Origin of the sequence: Streptomyces sp. NPDC048197, assembly GCF_043202395.1 — a bacterium.
Classification (GTDB): domain Bacteria; phylum Actinomycetota; class Actinomycetes; order Streptomycetales; family Streptomycetaceae; genus Streptomyces; species Streptomyces siderophoricus.
On sequence record NZ_JBIDAJ010000036.1, the window covers coordinates 54,461 to 74,579 of the forward strand.

Below are 20,119 nucleotides of genomic sequence, written 5' to 3' on the forward strand. Positions count from 1 at the left end.
GGCGTGGTGTGCAATAGACCCGTGGCTGCGCTCGACGAACCCCTGAAGAAAATCCTCGGCGGCACCACCGCAAAGGTGCTGGCCGAGCATCTCGACCTGCATACGGTCGGGGACCTGCTGCACCACTACCCCCGCCGCTACGCCGAGCGCGGCGAGCTGACCCGCCTCTCCGACCTCCCGCTGGACGAACACGTCACGGTCGTCGCCAGGGTCGCCGACGCCCGGGTGCACAAGTTCAACGCCGGCCGCGGACAGCGCCTCGAAGTGACGCTCACGGACGGCAGCGGCCGGCTCCAGCTGGTCTTCTTCGGCAAGGGCATCCACAAGCCGCACAAGGAACTGCTGCCCGGACGCCGCGCGATGTTCGCCGGCAAGGTCTCCGTCTTCAACCGCAAACTCCAGCTCGCCCACCCCGAATACGCGCTCCTGGACGGCGACACCGAAGGCGACGCCGTGGACGCGTTCGCCAATCAGCTCATCCCGATCTACCCGGCCTGCCAGCAGATGGCCTCCTGGAAGATCACCAAGGCGGTCGACGCGGTGCTGCCCAGCGCCCGGGACGCCGTCGACCCGCTGCCCGAGGCGCTGCGCGAGGGCCGGTCGCTGGTACCGCTCACCGAGGCGCTGCTGAAGATCCACCGGCCGGGCAGCAAGGCCGACATCGCCGACGCGCGGGACCGGCTGAAGTGGGACGAGGCGTTCGTGATGCAGGTCGCGCTGGCCCGCAGACGCCTGGCCGACACCCAACTCCCGGCCGTGGCACGCCAGTTGGTCAAGGACGGCATCCTCGACGCGTTCGACGCCGAGCTCCCGTTCACGCTCACCGAAGGCCAGCAGAAGGTCAGCCGGGAGATCTTCGACGACCTGGCGACCGAACACCCCATGCACCGCCTCCTCCAGGGCGAGGTCGGCTCCGGCAAGGCCCAGCCGCTGGACGCCCTGGTGCTCACCCCGGGCGGCTTCCGGCCCATGGGGGAGATGACCGTCGGCACCGAAGTGGTGGTGCCCAGCGGCGAGCGCGCCGTGGTGGACGGCGTCTTCCCGCAGGGGGAGCGCGAGGTGTGGCGACTGGTCCTGTCGGACGGCTCCACCGTCGAGTGCGACGACGAGCACCTGTGGATCGTCGGATCCCGCGACCCGGGCGAGCGGGTGCTGACGACCCGCGAGCTACGGGCCGGCCTGCTGGACGCCGAAGGCCGCCCCCGGTGGTCCATCGCCCCCGCCACCCCCGTCGACCTCGACGACGGCGGGGAGCGCCCGCTCGACCCGTACCGCCTGGGCCGTTCCCTCCCCGAGGAGGGCCTGCCGGCCGCCTACCGCAACGCCCCCGTCAAGGACCGGCAGGCCGTACTGCGGGGCCTGCTGGAGGCCGGGGGAGAGGCTTCCGGCAGCGGGGACACGTTCCGCGCCGCGCCCGGCCCGCTCGCCGACGACCTCGCCTGGCTGGTGCGCTCCCTGGGCGGCGCGGCCCGACTGCACGACACCGGGGCGGGCACGTACGACGTCCACGTCACGCTGCCCGAGGAGGGAGCCGGTGACGCTCCGGGCCTGCGGCGCGCCGTCCGCGCCATCGAGCACGTGGGCCGCAAGCCCGTCCAGTGCATCAGCGTCGCGCACCCCTCGCACGCCTATGTGACCGACCACTTCACCGTCACGCACAACACCATGGTCGCGCTGCGCGCCATGCTCGGGGTCGTCGACAGTGGTGGCCAGGCCGCGATGCTGGCGCCCACCGAGGTGCTCGCCCAGCAGCACCACCGCTCGATCACGGACATGATGGGGGAGTTGGCCGAGGGAGGGATGCTGGGCGGTGCCGAACACGGCATTAAGGTGGTGCTGTTGACCGGTTCCATGGGTGCCGCGGCCCGCCGGCAGGCGCTGCTCGACCTGGTCACCGGCGAGGCCGGCATCGTCGTCGGCACGCATGCGCTGATCGAGGACAAGGTGCAGTTCCACGACCTCGGGCTGGTGGTCGTCGACGAACAGCACCGCTTCGGCGTCGAGCAGCGCGACGCCCTGCGCGGTAAGGGAAAGCAGCCGCCGCACCTCCTGGTGATGACCGCGACGCCGATCCCGCGGACGGTCGCGATGACCGTCTTCGGTGATCTGGAGACCTCCGTCCTCGACCAACTCCCCGCCGGACGCTCGCCGATCGCCAGCCATGTGGTGCCCGCGAAGGACAAGCCCCACTTCCTCGCCCGGACCTGGGAGCGGGTCCGCGAGGAGGTCGAGGCCGGGCACCAGGCGTACGTGGTCTGCCCGCGGATCGGCGATGAGGAGGACGCGCCCAAACCGGGCAAGAAGGGCGCGGCCGGCGGCAAGGGCGCGGCGGCCGAGGCGGCTTCGCCGGAGGACCTCGCCGAGAAGCGCCCGCCGCTCGCGGTGCTCGACATCGCCGACCAGCTCACCAAGGGCCCGCTCGCCGGCCTGCGGGTGGCGGTGCTGCACGGCAGGATGGCGCCGGACGACAAGGACGAGGTGATGCGCTCGTTCGCGGCCGGCGAGCTGGACGTGCTGGTCGCGACGACGGTCATCGAGGTCGGGGTGAACGTCCCCAACGCCACCGTCATGGTGATCATGGACGCGGACCGGTTCGGCGTCTCCCAGCTGCACCAGCTCCGCGGCCGGGTCGGCCGCGGCTCGGCGCCCGGCCTGTGCCTGCTGGTCAGTGAGATGCCCGAGGCCAGCCCGGCGCGGGCCCGGCTCGCCGCGGTGGCCGGCACCCTCGACGGCTTCGAGCTCTCCCGGATCGACCTGGAACAGCGCCGCGAGGGCGACGTCCTGGGTCAGGCGCAGTCCGGCGTCCGCTCCTCGCTGCGGATGCTCACGGTCATCGACGACGAGGAGATCATCGCCGCCGCCCGCGAGGAGGCCACCGCGCTGGTCGGCGAAGACTCCGAACTGACCGGCTATCCGGAGCTGCGGATCGCGCTGTCCGCCCTGCTGGACGAGGAGCGGGAGCAGTACCTGGACAAGGGCTGAGCGAGCCGGGACGGCGGACCGTGCCGTGGATGCGGCGCCCGCGGCCGCGTGAGAACGATCACGGGCCGGGGGGCCGCCCGGACGGCTCCGGCGGGCGCCCGCCGCCGGACGACGGAATATCGTGGAGCACGGAGCCCGAGACGGCTCCGCCGACCCCCTCCACCCCGCACGACGTAAGGACGGGCCCATGACCCGCGTGATCGCCGGTACGGCCGGCGGCCGCCGCCTGGCCGTACCACCCGGCAACGGCACCCGCCCGACCTCCGACCGGGCGCGCGAGGGCATGTTCTCCACCTGGGAGTCGCTGGACGGCCCGCTGACCGGCGCCCGGGTGCTCGATCTGTACGGCGGTTCCGGCGCGGTCGGACTGGAGGCGCTCTCCCGCGGCGCGGCGCACGTCCTGCTGGTGGAGGCCGACGCCCGCGCCGTCAGCACCATCCGCGACAACGTCCGCGCGGTCGGCCTCCCGGGCGTCGAGGTGCGGCCCGGCAAGGCCGAACAGACCGCCGCCGCCCCGCCTCCCGGCGACCCGTACGACATCGTCTTCCTGGACCCGCCGTACGCGGTGAGCGACGCCGAGCTGTGCGAGATCCTGCTCACACTCCGTGGTCAGGGGTGGCTCACCGGCGACGCACTCGTCACCGTGGAACGGAGCACCAGAGGCGGCGCGTTCCCGTGGCCGGACGGCTTCACCGCGATCAAGGCCCGTCGCTACGGCGAGGGGACGCTTTGGTACGGTCGCGCCGCTCCGACGTCCGCCGAACCGACGTCAGCAAGCGTGTCATGACCGCATCGGAGAGCGAGGAACCCGCGTTGCGCCGCGCCGTCTGTCCGGGGTCGTTCGACCCCATCACCAATGGGCACCTGGACATCATCGCCCGTGCCTCCAAGCTGTACGACGTCGTCCATGTGGCCGTGATGATCAACCAATCCAAGCAGGGGCTGTTCACGGTCGACGAGCGGATCGACCTGATCCGCCGGGCCACCGCCGAGTACGGCAACGTCCAGGTCGAGTCCTTCCACGGCCTGCTCGTCGACTTCTGCAAGCAGCGCGACATCCCCGCGATCGTCAAGGGCCTGCGCGCGGTCAGCGACTTCGACTACGAGCTGCAGATGGCCCAGATGAACAACGGCCTCTCCGGTGTGGAGACCCTGTTCGTCCCCACCAACCCCACCTACAGCTTCCTCTCCTCCAGCCTCGTCAAGGAGGTCGCCGCCTGGGGTGGCGACGTCTCCCACCTGGTCCCGCCGTTCGTGCTCGACGCGCTCACCGAGCGGCTGCGCAAGAAGAGCTGATCACCGCACCCGGCGCACCCGGCCGCGCCACTTCCTGACGTACCGTCAGTTGGTGTCGGGCGGAGGGCCGGTGGACGTACAGTCGTCCCGTTCCGTCGTTCCAACCCCTCAGAGAGTGGCGAGTCCAAGGTGGACGTGCAGAAGAAGCTCGACGACATCGTCGCGACCGTCGCCGGCGCGCGGTCCATGCCCATGTCGGCCTCGTGCGTGGTCAACCGCGCCGAGCTGCTCGCCATGCTGGAAGAGGTGCGCGCCGCGCTCCCCGGGTCGCTCGCCCAGGCCCAGGAGCTGCTCGGCGGCCGGGAGCAGATGGTCGAGGAGGCGCGCGCGGAGGCGGAGCGGATCATCGAGTCCGCGCACGCCCACCGCGGTTCGCTGGTCTCCGACACCGAGATCGCCCGGCAGTCGCAGGAGGAGGCGGACCGGATCCTCGCCGAGGCCACCCGGGAGGCCGCCGAGATCCGCGCCGAGGCCGACGACTACGTCGACTCCAAGCTCGCCAACTTCGAGGTCGTCCTCACCAAGACCATCGGATCCGTCGACCGCGGCCGCGAGAAGCTGCTCGGCCGGGGCCCCGGACTCGACGAGCAGGGCTACGAGGACACCGAGGCCCCCGAGCGCAGCGCCGACCCCGAGACCCTCAGGCAGCGCGCGGACGCCTACGTGGACGCCAAGTTCGGCGCCTTCCAGGCCGTGCTGACCAAGACGCTGGAGGCGGTCGGCCGGGGCCGCGACAAGCTCCAGGGCGCCCAGGCGATCGACGAACTCGCCGCGCACCTGGCGGCCCAGGGCGACCCGCAGAACGCCCAGCCGCAGGCCGACGCGGAGTACCTGGCCGAGCTGGCCGGCATCGGCGCCGACCGTGAACCGCAGACGCCCGCGATGCCGCAGGACCAGCCCCAGCCCCAGGAGCACCAGCAGCAGCTCCAGCCCCAGCAGCAGGGCTACTACACCGACCCGGCCGCCTACCCCCAGCAGGACGTCTACGGCTACCAGCAGCCCCAGCAGGCCGCCGCGTACACCCAGCACCCGGACCCGTACGCCTACGACTGGCAGCAGCAGCCCCAGCAGCCCGGCTACGACCCGAACGCCTACCTCCAGCCCCAGGTCCCCCAGCAGCCCCAGCACGCCCCGCACACGCCCGCCCAGCCCGCCGCCCTGGACGAAACCAGCCTCTTCGACACCAGCATGATCAACCTCGACCAACTCCGCCAATACGAAGAGGGCCGCCAGTAGGCCACCCCTTCACGGGGAGGGGATGCCGGTGCGGGGCAGTGCCGGCGGCTTTTGGGCGCCCCGCCCGCGCCCCGTTGCGCCCCCGGCGCCCCCTGCGCGCCGGAATAACCTCCGCCCCGCACCTGGTTGTGGCCCCGCAGGGGGGCCTTGTGACCCCTACGGGATCTGTTCGATCGCCCCTAGGGATAAAGGCCCGCCCGCCAGCTGTGTGCCCCCGGCCGGTTGCCCAGGTGTATGCCCCGGGCCCCCACGTACCTCCCGCACCCGGCCCACGCGCGGCCCGTACGCCCCTGCCCAGTGCGCGGCCGGTACATGGCCCGTACGCCCCTGCCCCGTACGAGGCGTTTACGTGGCCCGTACGCGCCTGGCCCGCCCGCCGCCCGTGTGTGGCCGGGGAGAGTGGGTGCGGATTGGGCCTATCGGGGTGCTTCCAGTATCCTGGCTCTTCGGTCGCGCGTATTTCCGCGATCTCTGCTGCCCGGATTTCCCAGTGAAGCATGGGTGGCACGAAACCCCGTAGAAAGCAGGAAGCCATCAACGCCCGCCTCGACCACCGCGCCCCTCTCGTGTTCGATACGCGTGAGCTGGGTCGGCGTCCCGGTGCGCTCAAGAGGGTCTCCCGCTCCGTCGAGGCCCCCCGGGACCTCGGCAACGAGGTCATCGGTGTGCCCGAGGGTGCCCCGATCGAGCTCGACCTCCGCCTCGAATCGGTCATGGACGGGGTGCTCGTCACGGGTACCGCCCGTGCAACGGTCAAGGGGGAGTGCGTAAGGTGTCTGGAGCCGCTGGAGCGAGAGCTCGACAGCGACTTCCAGGAGTTGTTCGCCTACCCCGACGCCGACGCCAGGGTCCATGACAAGGACGCGGGCGACGACGCCGAGGACGAGGAGGACACCCTCTTCATCGAGGACGACCTGTTCGACCTCGAACCCGTGCTGCGTGATGCGGTGGTGCTCGCACTGCCGATGCAGCCGGTGTGCCAGGACGACTGCCCGGGCCTGTGCTCCGATTGCGGAGTGCGGCTCGCGGACGACCCGGACCACCACCACGACGCCGTCGACATCCGTTGGGCGGCACTGCAGGGACTCGCCGAAACCAGCAAGGACGGCGAGAAGGACAACGCACCCCGCGACGGCGGGGATGAACCTCAGGAGAAGTAGCCGTGGCTGTTCCGAAGCGGAAGATGTCGCGCAGCAACACGCGCCACCGCCGGTCGCAGTGGAAGGCTGCGGTCCCCACCCTGGTGGCGTGCGAGCGCTGCCACGAGCCGAAGCAGCAGCACATCGCGTGCCCCGCTTGCGGCACCTACAACAAGCGCCAGGTCCTCGAGGTCTGAGCGGCTGGTGACAGGCACTGTGTCTAGCCCCAAAAAGGCGGAAGACGCCCATTCGGCATCCCGCAAGCGCGGGGAGGAAACGACTCCGGCGGACACAGCCTCGTCCCACACGCTTCTGGAAGGGCGGCTCGGGTACCAGCTCGAGTCCGCCCTTCTGGTGCGTGCGCTGACGCACCGCTCGTTCGCATACGAGAACGGCGGTCTGCCCACCAACGAGCGGCTGGAGTTCCTCGGGGACTCGGTGCTCGGCCTGGTGGTCACGGACACGCTGTACCGCATCCACCCCGACCTGCCCGAAGGCCAGCTGGCCAAACTGCGGGCCGCGGTGGTCAACTCGCGTGCGCTCGCCGAGGTGGGGCGCGGCCTCGACCTCGGTGCCTTCATCCGCCTCGGACGGGGCGAAGAGGGCACGGGCGGCCGGGACAAGGCCTCCATCCTCGCCGACACACTCGAAGCAGTGATCGGCGCGGTCTACCTCGACCAGGGTCTCGACGCGGCCGCCGAGCTGGTGCACCGGCTCTTCGACCCGCTCATCGAGAAGTCCTCCAGCCTGGGCGCGGGCCTGGACTGGAAGACCAGCCTCCAGGAACTCACCGCGACCGAGGGTCTCGGCGTCCCGGAGTACCTGGTCACCGAGACCGGCCCGGACCACGAGAAGACCTTTACTGCTGCCGCCCGCGTCGGTGGTGTCTCGTACGGCACCGGCACCGGCCGCAGCAAGAAGGAAGCCGAGCAGCAGGCGGCGGAGTCCGCGTGGCGCGCCATCCGCGCCGCGGCGGACGAGGCGGCCAAGGCGGCGGCCTCCGGCGACGCCCCGTCGCCGGGCCCGGACGGATCGGCTCCCACCACCGCCGACGACGGCTCGTCGTCGGCACACTGAAGCACCTCTTCTGACCCCGTCCGGGGCGACCGCGCGTCGCCCCGGACGGGGTCAGAAGTCTTTCCCGCCGTCCGCCGAAGTCCCTGTGGGGCAATCCTTCGGAGTTCTTCCGTCGGAGTCCTTCCGCCCAGGCGGCCCCTCCCACCCGTCGTCGTCGTTCCGAGGAGTCCGTCGTGCCCGAGCTGCCCGAGGTCGAGGTCGTCCGCCGCGGATTGGAGCGGTGGGTCGACGGCCGCACCATCGACGACGTCGAGGTGCGGCATCCGCGGGCGATCCGCCGGCACACGGCCGGGGCGGAGGACTTCGCGGCCCGCCTCACCGGGCTGCGCCTGGGGACCGCGCGCCGCCGCGGCAAGTACCTCTGGATCCCGGTGACCGGCGGTACCCCGGCCGCGCAGACCGCTGCCGAGGGCATCGCGCCGCTCGTCACCCCCGACGTGACGCACGGTCTGGCGGTCCTCGCCCACCTCGGCATGAGCGGCCAGCTGCTGGTCCAGCCGCACGACGCGCCGGACGAGAAGCACCTGCGCATCCGGCTGCGGTTCGCCGACGACCTGGGGACCGAACTCCGCTTCGTCGACCAGCGCACCTTCGGCGGCCTGTCGCTGCACGACACCGTGCCCGGCGACCCCGACCAGCTGCCCGACGTCATCGCGCACATCGCCCGCGACCCGCTCGACCCGGCCTTCGACGACGCCGCCTTCCACGACGCGCTGCGCCGCCGCCGGACCACCGTCAAGCGGGCGCTGCTCGATCAGACGCTGATCAGCGGCGTCGGCAACATCTACGCCGACGAGGCGCTCTGGCGCAGCAAGCTGCACTACGACCGGCCGACCGCCACCCTCACCCGCCCGCGCACCGCCGAGCTGCTCGGGCACGTACGGGACGTGATGCGGGCCGCGCTGGCCGTCGGCGGCACCAGCTTCGACAGCCTCTACGTCAACGTCAACGGCGAGTCCGGTTACTTCGAGCGCTCGCTGGACGCCTACGGCCGCGAGGACGAGCCCTGCCGCCGCTGCGGTACGGCGATCCGCCGCCGGCCGTGGATGAACCGCTCCAGCTACTTCTGCCCGCGCTGCCAGCGGCCGCCGCGCCCCTGAACGGGTCCGCCATCGGCCCTTCCCCCAAGGGCTTCCCCCAGGGCGCGTGAGGCCGGCGGCTCAGCGCGCGGTGTGCTCGGCGTCGTAGCGCTCCTGTGCCAGCAGGACCTGCGGCATGCGGTCCTCCACCAGGTCGATCAGCGCCCGGAGTTGGCGGGCGACCTGGTGTCCCAGCGGGGTCAGTGCGTAGTCCACCCGCGGCGGGTTGGTCTGCTGCGCCTCGCGGTGCACCAGTCCGTCCCGCTCCAGCGCGTGCAGGGTCTGCGACAGCATCTTCTCGCTCACCCCGTCGACCCGGCGCCGCAGTTCGTTGAACCGGAAGGTCCCGTCGAGCAGCGCGCCCAGCGTCAGGCTGCCCCAGCGGTCGGTGATGTGCTTGAGCGTGTCGCGGGAGGGGCAGTTGCGCGCGAACACGTCGTAGGCCAGGTCGTCCGGACAGCAGCCGGTGGCCGCCCCGTTCGCCTGGTCCGCGGTCTCGGTCGTCGCCATCCTCACACCATACTCCGCGATAGCGCTCACTGCTGGATAGCGCTATCTGATTAGTGGGCACTATCTCTCGGGTTGCACTTTCGAAAAGTTAGTGCTTTTCTCGGTGCAGACGCCCCGGCGACCACCGACCGGGGCACCGTCCTCCGAGGAGACCCCGTGACCACCCCTGCTCTGCCCGCGCCCGTCGTCTCGATCGCCTATCACTCCGGTTTCGGCCACACCGCCGTCCTCGCCGAGGCCGTCCGGGCCGGCGCCGCCGAGGCGGGCGCCACCGTCCACCTGATCAAGGTCGACGAGATCACCGAGGCCCAGTGGGAGCAGCTCGACGCCTCCGACGCGATCGTCTTCGGCTCGCCGACGTACATGGGCACCGCCTCCGGCGCGTTCCACGTCTTCGCCGAGGCGACGTCCGCGCGCTGGGCCACCCGCGCCTGGCAGGACAAGATCGCGGCGGGCTTCACCAACTCCGCCTCCAAGAGCGGCGACAAGCTGCACACCCTGCAGTTCTTCACGGTGCTCGCCGCCCAGCACGGCATGACGTGGGTCGGCCTCAACCTGCTCCCGGGCTGGAACTCCTCCACCGCGTCCGAGAACGACCTGAACCGGCTGGGCTTCTTCCTGGGTGCCGCCGCCCAGTCGAACAACGACCAGGGCCCCGAGGGCGTCCACAAGGCCGACGTCGCCACGGCCGAACACCTCGGCCGCCGTATCGCCGAGCAGGCCCGGGTCACCCTCGCGGGCCGCGCCGCACTGTCCGCCTGACCGGCGCAAGCGGGGTCGTCCCACCGACCGGCGCGGGGCAGGGAGCCGCACACCCGCGCCGCCAGGGCCTCTGATCAGCACCTCGGTCAGAGGCCCTGAGCCGTTGCCGGCCCTTCCCCGCACCGCCCACAACGCGCGGCTACCAGCCCTTCCCCCAGAACGGCTGCAGTACGGAGGCGATGCCCGACAGCACCGCGAGGACGCCGCCGACCGTCGCCAGGGCGGACGTCGCGTTGGGGAACAGCTCCCTCGCCAGCTGGCGCCACCGTTCCCGCACGACGACCAGCTTGAACTTCTGCCACTTGTGCTGCCGGAGATGACAGCCCATCAGCACGCCCTTGCTGTTGTTGCGGCACGTCCCCTCCCGCCCCGAGGCGCCACACCACGCCGGGATGCGGAAGAAGAAGTACACCGTGCTCAGCGCCGAGAGGGTCAGCAGCACCCCCGGCCCGAACGCGGAGGTCGGCCAGGCCGCGATGAGCACCGCGAAGACCGCCCACCCCCAGTACTTCCCCAGTCCCTTCATGGACGGCGAAGTTACCGGGGGCCTCGATGGCATATGCAGGGCGCATCAACGGCGCACCAGTGCGCCCGCCGGGAGCGCGGGGGCGGCTCAGGAGCGGCTCAGGCGCAGGTCAGGGCCCGGTCATGGGACAGGTCAGAAGCCGAAGTCCTGGGTCCACCACGGCCCGCCCGGGCCGAAGTGGGCGCCGACGCCGAGGGTCTTGTACTCGCAGTTGAGGATGTTGGCGCGGTGGCCGGGGCTGTGCATCCAGGTGTCCATGACGGCCTGGGCGGTGGCCTGGCCGCGGGCGATGTTCTCACCGCCGAGGTCGCTGATGCCCTGGGCCTCGGCGCGGTCCCAGGGGGTGTGGCCGTCGGGGTCGGTGTGGTCGAAGAAGCCGCGGCGGGCCATGTCGTCGCTGAACCGTTGGGCGAGGGAGGCCAGTTCCGGATCGGCGGTCACGGGGGAGCAGCCGGCCCGGGACCGCTCCTGGTTGACCAGGGCCAGCACCTGGGCCTCGGCCGACGACTCGCTGCCGGTGCCGTCGGAGACGGACGCGGTGGGCCGCGGTGTCGCGGCCGCGGACGCGGCGGCCGACGGGTGGCCGGTGGGCGCGGCGGAGCCGGGCGAATCGGCCTTCCGGGTGGGGGACTTGGCGGGGCGGTGCGGGGAGGGGGAGGTCGTCGGGGTGGTGGGGCCGGTGGCGCCGGGGACCGCGGCGCGGGCGCTGCCGCGGCTGGCCGGGAGGGTGGCGCGCTCGGAGGGGGACACCGAGAGGGCGCCCTGCGGCGCGGTGGCCTCCGGCAGGGCCCCGGCCCGTACGCGCTCGCCGGGCCCGTCACCCGTACCGCCGTCGAAGTGGCTGCCGCCCGGGATCAGTCCGGACGCGACCGCCACGGCCCCCATCGCCACCGCAGCGGAGGCGCCGAGCAGGCCGGTGCGTACCGGAGCCGCCCCCCGGGTGCTGGTCGCACGGTGTGAGCGGCGCCGCGCCGGGCCGTCGGGTCCGGCGGCCGGCATCGTTGCCGTCGGGGCGTCAACAGACCGTGGGCCGGGGGCTGCCGGCAGGGGATTCGCAAGACGTCGATGGCGGCCCATCCGGTGTCTTCCTTCCGTCCTCAGCGTCAACACGCTCACCCATAAGGGTGAGTTTCGCTGTCGGGGGACTGTACGCCATGACGCATGGGGCCGAAGTGCCCGTTGAGCAATTGGCCGGTTAACGTGCACACATGGAAGAAGAGGTGCGCGTGACCGCGTGGGTACGGGGGCGGGTGCAGGGTGTGGGGTTCCGCTGGTTCACCCGTGCGAACGCCCTGCGAATCGGTGAACTCAGCGGATTCGCGAGCAATCTCGGTGACGGCCGCGTCCAGGTGGTAGCCGAGGGCCCGAAGGACCGATGCGATCAGTTGCTCGATTGGCTGCGGACCGGTGACACGCCCGGGCGAGTAGACGGAGTCACTGAGATATGGGCCACGCCGCGGGGCGGTTACGACGGCTTCGAGATCCGCTGATACCGGCCACCGAAACCGCCCGCAGGGCCGCTGTCCGCGATCTTGGCGGTGCGTCTTCGTCAGCTGCTTACGGGAGATAAGCGCTGGTGGTTGCCAACTCGGCCGACCCGTGCAAGGCTGCCGCTGTACGGATGATCTCTACGCCCCCGCGGGACCTTTCTGGGGAGTCGGCGCAGCGCCCTCGCGGCCGCGCACTCTCAGGTGCCCGAGGATACGGGGCGTGATCGTGTTGACCGTCCAACCGTTTGGTGAGACTCTGGAATCCCCGCGCACCTTAGCTGTTTGGCATTGAGTACACCAGAGAATGACAAGCCGCGGGTGCGAATCCCTCACGACCCACACCGCTTCGGTCGGTCACTCATTGTGGAGGACCATCCATCATGGCAAAGGCGCTTCTCGGTTACGTCGGCGGCTCCGACCCCCGAGTCCTCTCCGAGATGCGACGGCTTCAGCAGCGCGTCCAAGACCTTGAATCCGAGCTTATCCGGATGCAGGCCGAAAACGACATGCTGTCCGCTGCCGCACGTCGCGACGACTCGATGCTCGACATCGACGTACCCCAGGCGGAGCCCGCGCTCACCTGACCCGACGAGGGCCGGTAGGGCTGCTTGCCAGCCGCTTGAGGCACCGCTCTCTTCAAGATCTGCAAGGGACGCTTCGGCGTCCCTTCGTCGTTTCCCGGCTCTTCGTCCGCCGTCCGGCACTTCTTGGGTGCCCGCGTCCGGCTCTTCTTGTGTGCCCGGTCTCGTGGGCCCGGCACTTCTCGTGATGGATACCGTCCGCGATCAATGCGGCCTGTGATCGAATACGGCCGATCCGGCCGGGCCGCCCCTCCCTTACCGCATGATGTGCCCTTCGCTTTCCGCGGTGAAACCGAAAATGAACGGCGCGGTATCTGCAGGTGCCGGGGCCCGTACCGGGGGCGGGGGCCGGCGGCGGAATGTTGGGGTGGTCCGTCAAGGGGCGGCCGGTAGAGTCCAACGGCGTGCACCTCAAGAGTCTGACCCTGCGAGGCTTCAAGTCCTTCGCCTCCGCCACGACGCTCCGGTTCGAACCGGGAATCACCTGTGTCGTGGGCCCCAATGGTTCCGGCAAGTCCAATGTCGTGGACGCGCTGTCCTGGGTCATGGGGGAGCAGGGCGCGAAGTCGCTGCGCGGCGGGAAGATGGAGGACGTCATCTTCGCCGGGACGACCGGGCGGCCGCCGCTCGGCCGGGCCGAGGTCTCGCTCACCATCGACAACTCCGACGGTGCACTGCCGATCGAGTACGCCGAAGTCACCCTCACCCGGATCATGTTCCGCAATGGCGGAAGCGAGTACCAGATCAACGGGGACACCTGCCGGCTGCTCGATATCCAGGAATTGCTCTCCGATTCCGGTATCGGCCGGGAGATGCACGTCATCGTCGGACAGGGCCAGCTCGATTCCGTTCTGCACGCCGATCCGATGGGCCGCCGGGCCTTCATCGAGGAGGCGGCCGGCGTCCTCAAGCACCGTAAGCGCAAGGAAAAGGCGCTGCGGAAGCTGGAGGCGATGAAGGCCAATCTCGCCCGCGTCCAGGACCTGACCGACGAGCTGCGGCGGCAGCTCAAACCGCTCGGGCGGCAGGCCGCGGTCGCCCGGCGCGCCGCCGTCATCCAGGCCGACCTGCGGGACGCCCGGCTGCGGTTGCTCGCCGACGACCTCGTCACGCAGCGTGCCGCGCTGCAGGCGGAGATCGCCGACGAGGCGGCGCTCAAGGAGCGCAAGCAGGCCGCCGAGGAGCGGCTGCGCACCGCCCAGCGCCGGGAGGCGGCCCTGGAGGAGGAGGTCGCCGCGCTCACCCCGCGGGTGCAGCGCGCCCAGCAGACCTGGTACGAGCTGTCACAGCTCGCCGAGCGGGTGCGCGGCACGATCTCGCTGGCCGAGGCGCGGGTCAAGAGCGCCACCGCGGCCCCGCCCGAGGAGCGGACCGGGCGCGACCCGGACGACATGGAACGGGAGGCGGCCCGGATCCGCGAGCAGGAGGCGGAGTTGGCGGCCGCGCTGGAGGCGGCGACCCGGGCGCTGGAGGACACCGTCGAACACCGCGCCGCACTGGAGCGGCAGTTGGCGGACGAGGAGCGGCGGCTGCGGGACCTGGCCCGGGCCCTCGCGGACCGCCGCGAGGGCCTGGCCCGGCTCAGCGGCCAGGTCACCGCGGCCCGCGGCCGGGCCGCGTCGGCCCAGGCGGAGATCGGCCGGCTCGCCGAGGCCAGGGACGACGCCCGGCAGCGGGCGGCCGCGGCCCAGGAGGAGTACGAGCAGCTCAAGGCCGAGGTCGAGGGGCTGGACGCGGACGACGAGGAGAGCGCGGCCCGGCACGACGCGGCCCGCCGGGAGCTGGCCGAGGCGGACACCGCACTGACCGCCGCCCGGGAGGCGCTGACCGCGGCCGAGCGCAAGCGCGCGGCGACCGCCGCCCGGCACGACGCACTCGCCCTCGGGCTGCGCCGCAAGGACGGCACCGGCGCCCTGCTCGCCGCGTCCGAGCAGCTCAGCGGGGTGCTCGGGCCGGCCGCCGAGCTGCTGACCGTCACGCCCGGCTTCGAGGTGCCGGTGGCCGCCGCGCTCGGTGCGGCGGCGGACGCGGTCGCGGTCAGCGACCCGGCCACCGCCGCCGACGCCATCCGGCTGCTGCGCAAGCAGGACGCCGGGCGGGCCGCGATGGTGCTCGGGACCGGCGGAACGGGGACGGGGACGGTGCCGGCGCAGGGCGGGGCCGGGGACGCCGCCGCGGCCGCCGTGCACCGGGTGCCCGGGCCGCGCGCGGAGCCCGTACCGGCCGGTCAACTGGTGCACGGGCCGGTGGAGTTGACGGCCGCGGTGGCCCGGCTGCTGCGGGACGTGGTGGTCGTCGGGACGCTGGAGGACGCCGAGGACCTGGTGGCCGCGCGGCCGGAGCTGCTGGCCGTGACCGGTGAGGGCGATCTGCTCGGGGCGCACTTCGCGCACGGCGGCTCGGCCGGTGCGCCGAGCCTGCTGGAGATGCAGGCCTCGGTCGACGAGGCGGCCGCCGAACTGGAGGCGCTGGCGGAGCGCTGTGCGCGGCTGGCCGAGGAGCAGCGGGCCGCGGAGGCGCGGCGGGCGGAGTGTGCCGCGCTGGTCGAGGAGCTGGTCGAGCGGCGGCGGGCCGCGGACCGGGAGAAGTCCAAGGTCGCGGGGGACCTGGGGCGGCTCGGCGGGCAGGCCAGGGCGGCCGCCGGCGAGGCCGAGCGGGCCGCCGCGGCGGCCTCGCGCGCCGAGGAGGCGCTGGTCCGGGCCACCGAGGAGGCCGAGGAGCTGGCCGAGCGGCTGGCGGTGGCCGAGGAGGAGCCGGGCGTCGGCGACGAGGAGCCCGACACCTCCGTACGGGACCGGCTGGCGGCGGACGGCGCCAACGCCCGGCAGACGGAGATGGAGGCCCGGCTCCAGGCGCGTACGCACGAGGAGCGGGTCAAGGCGCTGGCCGGGCGGGCGGACGCGCTGGACCGGGGGGCGCGCGCGGAGCGGGAGGCGCGGGCGCGAGCCGAGCGGCGGCGCGCCCGGTTGCGGCACGAGGCGACGGTGGCCGGGGCGGTGGCGTCCGGGGCGCGGCAGCTGCTGGCGCACGTCGAGGTGTCGGTGGTCCGGGCCGAGGAGGAGCGGGCCGCCGCGGATCGGGCCAAGGCCGAGCGGGAACACGCGCTGGTGGCCGAGCGGAACGCGGCCCGGGACCTGAAGTCCGAGCTGGACAAGCTGACGGACTCGGTGCACCGGGGCGAGGTGCTCGGGGCCGAGAAGCGGCTGCGGATCGAGCAGCTGGAGAGCCGGGCGCTGGAGGAGCTGGGGGTGGAGCCGGCCGCGCTCGCGTCCGAGTACGGCCCGGACCAGCCGGTACCGCCGTCGCCGCCGGCGGAGGGCGAGACGCTGCCGGACGACCCGGAGCATCCCCGCAACCAGCCGGTGCCCTACGTGCGGGCCGAGCAGGAGAAGCGGCTGCGAGCCGCCGAGCGGGCGTATCAGCAGCTCGGGAAGGTGAACCCGCTGGCCCTGGAGGAGTTCGCGGCGCTGGAGGAACGCCACCAGTTCCTCAGTGAGCAGCTTGAAGACTTGAAGAAGACCCGGGCCGACCTGTTGCGGGTGGTCAAGGAGGTCGACGAGCGGGTGGAGCAGGTCTTCACCGAGGCGTACCACGACACCGCGCGGGAGTTCGAGGGCGTCTTCGCGCGGCTCTTCCCCGGGGGCGAGGGGCGTCTGGTGCTCACCGACCCGGACGACATGCTGGCGACCGGCGTGGACGTCGAGGCCCGGCCGCCGGGCAAGAAGGTCAAGCGGCTGTCGCTGCTGTCGGGCGGCGAGCGTTCGCTGACCGCGGTGGCCCTGCTGGTGTCGATCTTCAAGGCGCGGCCCAGCCCGTTCTACGTCATGGACGAGGTCGAGGCGGCGCTGGACGACACCAATCTCCAGCGGCTGATCCGGATCATGGAGGAGCTGCAGGAGAGCTCCCAGCTCATCGTGATCACGCACCAGAAGCGCACGATGGAGGTCGCGGACGCCCTGTACGGGGTATCCATGCAAGGGGACGGCGTCTCGAAGGTCATCAGCCAGCGACTGCACTGATCGCAGCGCGTGCCCGACGCGGCATCAGTTCCTGATCAATTCACAAGTTGAATGAACCGTCCCGCAAACCGCGGGGAAACAAATCCATCTCGGCCTATTGACTTCGAAACTTGAAGGCATAGTCTCTGCAACGTTGCTTTTACCTTCAAGTGGTGGGTACCCCCAACCTATGCACCACTAGAAGGGCCAGCCCCCTACGCCCGGCAGCGCAGCCGGGCCACTGGAGTTCACGTTGACCAGCACCGCGCAGCCGACGGTTCCGGAAGGCCGTAAGGCCCACCCCGAACACCTCGGCCATGTCATCTTCATCACCGCGGCTGCCGCGATGGGCGGCTTCCTCTTCGGCTACGACAGCTCCGTGATCAACGGCGCCGTCGAGGCGATCCGCAGCCGCTACGACGTCGGGTCCGCCATCCTCGCCCAGGTGATCGCCGTCGCCCTGATCGGCTGCGCCATCGGAGCCGCCACCGCCGGCCGGATCGCCGACCGCATAGGACGCATCCGGGTGATGCAGATCGCCTCGGTGCTGTTCACGGTCAGCGCCGTGGGGTCCGCCCTGCCGTTCGCGCTGTGGGACCTCGCCCTCTGGCGGATCATCGGCGGCTTCGCCATCGGTATGGCCTCGGTCATCGGCCCGGCCTACATCGCCGAGGTCTCGCCGCCCGCCTACCGCGGCCGCCTCGGCTCCTTCCAGCAGGCCGCCATCGTCATCGGCATCGCCGTCTCCCAGCTCGTCAACTGGGGCATCCTCAACCTCGCCGACGGCAAGCAGCGCGGCACCATCGCCGGCCTGGAGGCCTGGCAGTGGATGCTCGGCGTGATGGTCATTCCGGCCGTCCTCTACGGCCTGCTGTCCTTCGCGATCCCCGAGTCGCCGCGCTACCTGATCTCCATCGGCAAGACGACCCGGGCCAAGGAGGTGCTGGCCGAGGTCGAGGGCCACACCGTCAACCTCGACACCCGGCTCGTCGAGATCCAGGACGCGATGCGCCGCGAGCACAAGTCGAGCTTCAAGGACCTGCTCGGCAAGGTGGGCTTCCTGCCGATCGTCTGGGTCGGCATCGGCCTCTCGGTCTTCCAGCAGCTGGTCGGCATCAACGTGGCGTTCTACTACTCCTCGACGCTGTGGCAGTCCGTCGGCATCAACCCCGAGAGCTCGTTCTTCTACAGCTTCACCACGTCGATCATCAACATCATCGGCACCGTGATCGCGATGATCTTCGTCGACCGGATCGGCCGCCGCCCGCTGGCCCTGATCGGCTCGGTCGGCATGGCCGTCTCGCTCGGCCTGGAGGCCTGGGCCTTCTCCGCCAAGACCGCGGCCGGCACCCTGCCGACCACCGAAGGCACCGTGGCCCTGATCGCCGCCCACGTCTTCGTGCTCTTCTTCGCCCTCTCCTGGGGCGTCGTGGTCTGGGTCTTCCTCGGCGAGATGTTCCCGAACAAGATCCGCGCCGCCGCACTGGGCGTCGCCGCCTCCGCGCAGTGGATCGCCAACTGGGCCATCACGGCCAGCTTCCCGAGCCTGTCCGACTGGAACCTCTCGGGCACCTACGTGATCTACATGGTCTTCGCCCTGCTCTCGATCCCCTTCGTGCTCAAGTTCGTGAAGGAGACGAAGGGCAAGGCGTTGGAGGAGATGGGCTAACCCCCCCGCCAGCCCACTCCTCAGTGCAAGCTGTTGCCCCGGACCGACAGGCGGTCCGGGGCATCAGCTTTTCCGTTCCCCGGCCGCTTCGCCCGTCGTACGGAACGCCCGCCGGTACGCCGCCGGTGTGGTGTGCACGGCCTGCTGGAACCGGCGCCGGAGGTTGGTCGCCGAGGACAGGCCCACCCGCACCGCGACCGCCTCGACGGGCAGATCGGTCTCCTCCAGCAGGGCCCGGGCCGCGGTGATCCGCCGGCCCAGCAGCCACTGGCCGGGACTGGTGCCGAGCTGCTCGTCGAACCGGCGGGCCAGGGTCCGCGCGGAGACCCGCAGCCACTCCGCCATGTCCGCCACCGACACCGGTTCGGACAGCCGCTCCGCAACCCACTCCAGCAACGGGGCCAGCGACCGCTCCATCGCCGGCGCCGGGTCGATCCGGTCCTGCGCGGGCGGGGCCGCGTACTGGGCCTGACCCCCTTCCCGGTGCGGCGGCATGACCATGTGCCGGGCGATCCGCGCCGCGTGCGCCGCGCCGTGGTCGCTGCGTACCAGGTGCAGACAGAGATCGACCCCGGCCGCCGCGCCCGCACTCGTCGCCACGTCGCCGTGGTCGATGTACAGCACCCCGGCGTCCACCTCCAACTCCGGGAAACGGGCCGCCAGTTCGGCCGCCCGCGCCCAGTGGGTGGTCGCCCGGCGCCCGTCGAGCAGACCGGTCTGCGCCAGGGCGAAGACGCCGGAGCAGATGCTGACCAGGCGGGCGCCGTTGCGGTGCGCGGCGAGCAGGGCCTCGCGCACGGCGGGGGACAGCGGCTCGTCCTGCGGGATCCAGCCCGGGACGACGACCGTGTCCGCCGTGGCCAGCGCGGACAGCCCGGCGGTGACCAGCATGTCGTAGCCCGCCGTCGTCCGCACCGGGCCCGGGGTCTCCGCGCACACCGTGAAGTCGTAGCGGGTGGGCACACCGGGGCGGCGGGTGCCGAACACCTCGGCAGCACAGCCGAGTTCGAAGGGGCCCTGGGGCGGGTGGACGAGCGCGGCCACATGGTGCGGCGGGCTGCCGTCGTGGGCGGAGACCATGGCAGGAAAGTACCCGAGGACGTCATTTCTGACACTGGGGGAGGACCCACCGGCCCGATGAGGATGGGCCCATGACACAGCACAGCAACGCGATCAGCGGTCAGGAGATGCCCGGTTACGTGTGGTCGGAGGTCTCCGGCGCACCGGTGAAGGAACTCTTCCCGGGAGTCAGGATCCGCCCCCTGTGGAACGGCGACAACGGAGCCAAGGCCCAGGTCCTGGAGCTCGACCCGGGCGCCGCCTGGGAACGCATCGACGTACACGAGCCGGGACCGGAGGAGGTCTTCGTCGTCTCCGGCACCTTCAACGACGGCTTCGGCGACCACCCCGCCGGCTCATTCCTCCACGCCCCCGCGGGCTCCTGGCACCTCCCCCACTCGGACACGGGCTGCACGCTGTTCGTCTTCTACCCGGAGGGGTGAGGCGGCGCTTGGCTTTCCTCCCACGTAGTTGGCTGTCCCGCCGCGGGGCTTCTCGCCGTTGCGCTTTGCGGCGCCGCGTACGTGGCTGTCTGCGGCGCCGCGGGTGGTCTCGCCGTTGCGCCTGCGGCGGGCTGGGTGGTTGTCGGGTGCGGTGACGGGCCTCCGGGGCCGGTGTTTGGGACTGCTGACGCTTTACGTCCCAAACACCGGCCCCTCCAGCCCGTCCCCTCCCGTTGAGGGAGAGGGAAGAGGTGGGTGGGGGTGGGCGTTGG

18 protein-coding genes are annotated in these 20,119 nt (G+C 71.7%); 14 read left to right on the top strand and 4 right to left on the bottom strand.

The window, feature by feature from the left end:
* Nucleotides 1–21: 21 nt before the first annotated feature.
* From ACGF4C_RS32575 to mutM, 8 genes are all read left to right on the top strand, one after another.
* On the top strand, nucleotides 22–2,982 hold the full coding sequence (locus ACGF4C_RS32575) for a helicase-related protein (RefSeq protein ID WP_393571178.1): 2,961 nt from the start codon (nucleotides 22–24) through the stop codon (nucleotides 2,980–2,982).
* Nucleotides 2,983–3,169: 187 nt separating this feature from the next.
* On the top strand, nucleotides 3,170–3,769 hold the full coding sequence (gene rsmD, locus ACGF4C_RS32580; RefSeq protein ID WP_393571180.1) for a 16S rRNA (guanine(966)-N(2))-methyltransferase RsmD: 600 nt from the start codon (nucleotides 3,170–3,172) through the stop codon (nucleotides 3,767–3,769).
* On the top strand, nucleotides 3,766–4,278 hold the full coding sequence (gene coaD, locus ACGF4C_RS32585; RefSeq protein ID WP_030414208.1) for a pantetheine-phosphate adenylyltransferase: 513 nt from the start codon (nucleotides 3,766–3,768) through the stop codon (nucleotides 4,276–4,278). Before rsmD ends, coaD begins: the two co-directional genes overlap by 4 nt.
* A 129-nt stretch (nucleotides 4,279–4,407) precedes the next feature.
* Nucleotides 4,408–5,514: a cell division initiation protein gene (locus ACGF4C_RS32590; protein WP_393571183.1), complete on the top strand. Its 1,107-nt coding sequence runs from the start codon at nucleotides 4,408–4,410 to the stop codon at nucleotides 5,512–5,514.
* A gap of 497 nt (nucleotides 5,515–6,011) precedes the next feature.
* Nucleotides 6,012–6,674 carry a DUF177 domain-containing protein gene (locus tag ACGF4C_RS32595; protein ID WP_030414206.1) on the top strand — a complete coding sequence of 221 codons (663 nt, stop codon included), beginning with the start codon at nucleotides 6,012–6,014 and terminating at the stop codon, nucleotides 6,672–6,674.
* Nucleotides 6,675–6,676: 2 nt separating this feature from the next.
* Nucleotides 6,677–6,850: a 50S ribosomal protein L32 gene (rpmF, locus tag ACGF4C_RS32600; RefSeq protein WP_028802425.1), complete on the top strand. Its 174-nt coding sequence runs from the start codon at nucleotides 6,677–6,679 to the stop codon at nucleotides 6,848–6,850.
* 7 nt (nucleotides 6,851–6,857) lie between these two features.
* Nucleotides 6,858–7,730, top strand: coding sequence for a ribonuclease III (gene rnc, locus ACGF4C_RS32605; protein WP_393571186.1), 873 nt, complete (start codon nucleotides 6,858–6,860; stop codon nucleotides 7,728–7,730).
* Nucleotides 7,731–7,903: 173 nt separating this feature from the next.
* Nucleotides 7,904–8,830 (top strand): bifunctional DNA-formamidopyrimidine glycosylase/DNA-(apurinic or apyrimidinic site) lyase, encoded by a 927-nt coding sequence (gene mutM / locus ACGF4C_RS32610; protein ID WP_393571188.1) that lies wholly within the window; start codon nucleotides 7,904–7,906, stop codon nucleotides 8,828–8,830.
* Nucleotides 8,831–8,890: 60 nt separating this feature from the next.
* On the opposite strand, the gene ACGF4C_RS32615 is transcribed toward mutM, so the two are convergent.
* Nucleotides 8,891–9,319, bottom strand: coding sequence for a winged helix-turn-helix transcriptional regulator (locus ACGF4C_RS32615; RefSeq protein ID WP_393571190.1), 429 nt, complete (start codon nucleotides 9,317–9,319; stop codon nucleotides 8,891–8,893).
* Nucleotides 9,320–9,490: 171 nt separating this feature from the next.
* Between ACGF4C_RS32615 and ACGF4C_RS32620 the strand changes: the two genes are divergently transcribed.
* The gene (locus ACGF4C_RS32620) at nucleotides 9,491–10,081 is read left to right on the top strand and encodes a flavodoxin family protein (RefSeq protein WP_199816414.1); all 591 of its coding nucleotides are present in this window, start codon (nucleotides 9,491–9,493) and stop codon (nucleotides 10,079–10,081) included.
* Between the two features lie 139 nt (nucleotides 10,082–10,220).
* Here the strand turns inward: ACGF4C_RS32620 and ACGF4C_RS32625 are convergent, their stop codons facing one another.
* Together ACGF4C_RS32625 and ACGF4C_RS32630 are read right to left on the bottom strand one after the other, a co-directional pair.
* A complete protein-coding gene (locus ACGF4C_RS32625) occupies nucleotides 10,221–10,607 on the bottom strand; it encodes a hypothetical protein (protein WP_393571192.1) in 387 nt (128 codons plus the stop codon).
* Nucleotides 10,608–10,739: 132 nt separating this feature from the next.
* On the bottom strand, nucleotides 10,740–11,684 hold the full coding sequence (locus ACGF4C_RS32630) for a CAP domain-containing protein (protein WP_393571194.1): 945 nt from the start codon (nucleotides 11,682–11,684) through the stop codon (nucleotides 10,740–10,742).
* Between the two features lie 131 nt (nucleotides 11,685–11,815).
* Between ACGF4C_RS32630 and ACGF4C_RS32635 the strand changes: the two genes are divergently transcribed.
* The 4 genes from ACGF4C_RS32635 to ACGF4C_RS32650 all read left to right on the top strand — a co-directional run bounded on the left by ACGF4C_RS32635 (nucleotide 11,816) and on the right by ACGF4C_RS32650 (nucleotide 18,345).
* Nucleotides 11,816–12,097 carry an acylphosphatase gene (locus tag ACGF4C_RS32635; RefSeq protein WP_310729482.1) on the top strand — a complete coding sequence of 94 codons (282 nt, stop codon included), beginning with the start codon at nucleotides 11,816–11,818 and terminating at the stop codon, nucleotides 12,095–12,097.
* Between the two features lie 380 nt (nucleotides 12,098–12,477).
* Nucleotides 12,478–12,681 carry a hypothetical protein gene (locus tag ACGF4C_RS32640; RefSeq protein ID WP_006602857.1) on the top strand — a complete coding sequence of 68 codons (204 nt, stop codon included), beginning with the start codon at nucleotides 12,478–12,480 and terminating at the stop codon, nucleotides 12,679–12,681.
* A 401-nt stretch (nucleotides 12,682–13,082) separates the two neighbouring features.
* A complete protein-coding gene (gene smc, locus ACGF4C_RS32645; protein WP_393571197.1) occupies nucleotides 13,083–16,697 on the top strand; it encodes a chromosome segregation protein SMC in 3,615 nt (1,204 codons plus the stop codon).
* Between the two features lie 232 nt (nucleotides 16,698–16,929).
* Nucleotides 16,930–18,345 carry a sugar porter family MFS transporter gene (locus tag ACGF4C_RS32650; RefSeq protein WP_393571199.1) on the top strand — a complete coding sequence of 472 codons (1,416 nt, stop codon included), beginning with the start codon at nucleotides 16,930–16,932 and terminating at the stop codon, nucleotides 18,343–18,345.
* Between the two features lie 63 nt (nucleotides 18,346–18,408).
* Here ACGF4C_RS32650 and ACGF4C_RS32655 read toward each other — a convergent pair whose 3' ends face one another.
* Nucleotides 18,409–19,425, bottom strand: coding sequence for a GlxA family transcriptional regulator (locus ACGF4C_RS32655; RefSeq protein ID WP_393571201.1), 1,017 nt, complete (start codon nucleotides 19,423–19,425; stop codon nucleotides 18,409–18,411).
* Between the two features lie 71 nt (nucleotides 19,426–19,496).
* On the opposite strand from ACGF4C_RS32655, the gene ACGF4C_RS32660 reads away from it, so the two are divergent.
* Nucleotides 19,497–19,847: a cupin domain-containing protein gene (locus ACGF4C_RS32660; protein WP_393571203.1), complete on the top strand. Its 351-nt coding sequence runs from the start codon at nucleotides 19,497–19,499 to the stop codon at nucleotides 19,845–19,847.
* Nucleotides 19,848–20,119 lie beyond the last annotated feature (272 nt).

Bases quoted from the DNA above. Each gene is read 5' to 3' on its own strand.
- rsmD (WP_393571180.1), top strand. From the start codon at position 3,170: ATGACCCGCGTGATCGCCGGTACGGCCGGCGGCCGCCGCCTGGCCGTA.
- coaD (WP_030414208.1), top strand. From the start codon at position 3,766: ATGACCGCATCGGAGAGCGAGGAACCCGCGTTGCGCCGCGCCGTCTGT.
- ACGF4C_RS32595 (WP_030414206.1), top strand. From the start codon at position 6,012: ATGGGTGGCACGAAACCCCGTAGAAAGCAGGAAGCCATCAACGCCCGC.
- ACGF4C_RS32615 (WP_393571190.1), bottom strand. From the start codon at position 9,319: ATGGCGACGACCGAGACCGCGGACCAGGCGAACGGGGCGGCCACCGGC.
- ACGF4C_RS32625 (WP_393571192.1), bottom strand. From the start codon at position 10,607: ATGAAGGGACTGGGGAAGTACTGGGGGTGGGCGGTCTTCGCGGTGCTC.
- ACGF4C_RS32630 (WP_393571194.1), bottom strand. From the start codon at position 11,684: ATGGGCCGCCATCGACGTCTTGCGAATCCCCTGCCGGCAGCCCCCGGC.
- ACGF4C_RS32635 (WP_310729482.1), top strand. From the start codon at position 11,816: ATGGAAGAAGAGGTGCGCGTGACCGCGTGGGTACGGGGGCGGGTGCAG.
- ACGF4C_RS32640 (WP_006602857.1), top strand. From the start codon at position 12,478: ATGGCAAAGGCGCTTCTCGGTTACGTCGGCGGCTCCGACCCCCGAGTC.
- ACGF4C_RS32655 (WP_393571201.1), bottom strand. From the start codon at position 19,425: ATGGTCTCCGCCCACGACGGCAGCCCGCCGCACCATGTGGCCGCGCTC.
- ACGF4C_RS32660 (WP_393571203.1), top strand. From the start codon at position 19,497: ATGACACAGCACAGCAACGCGATCAGCGGTCAGGAGATGCCCGGTTAC.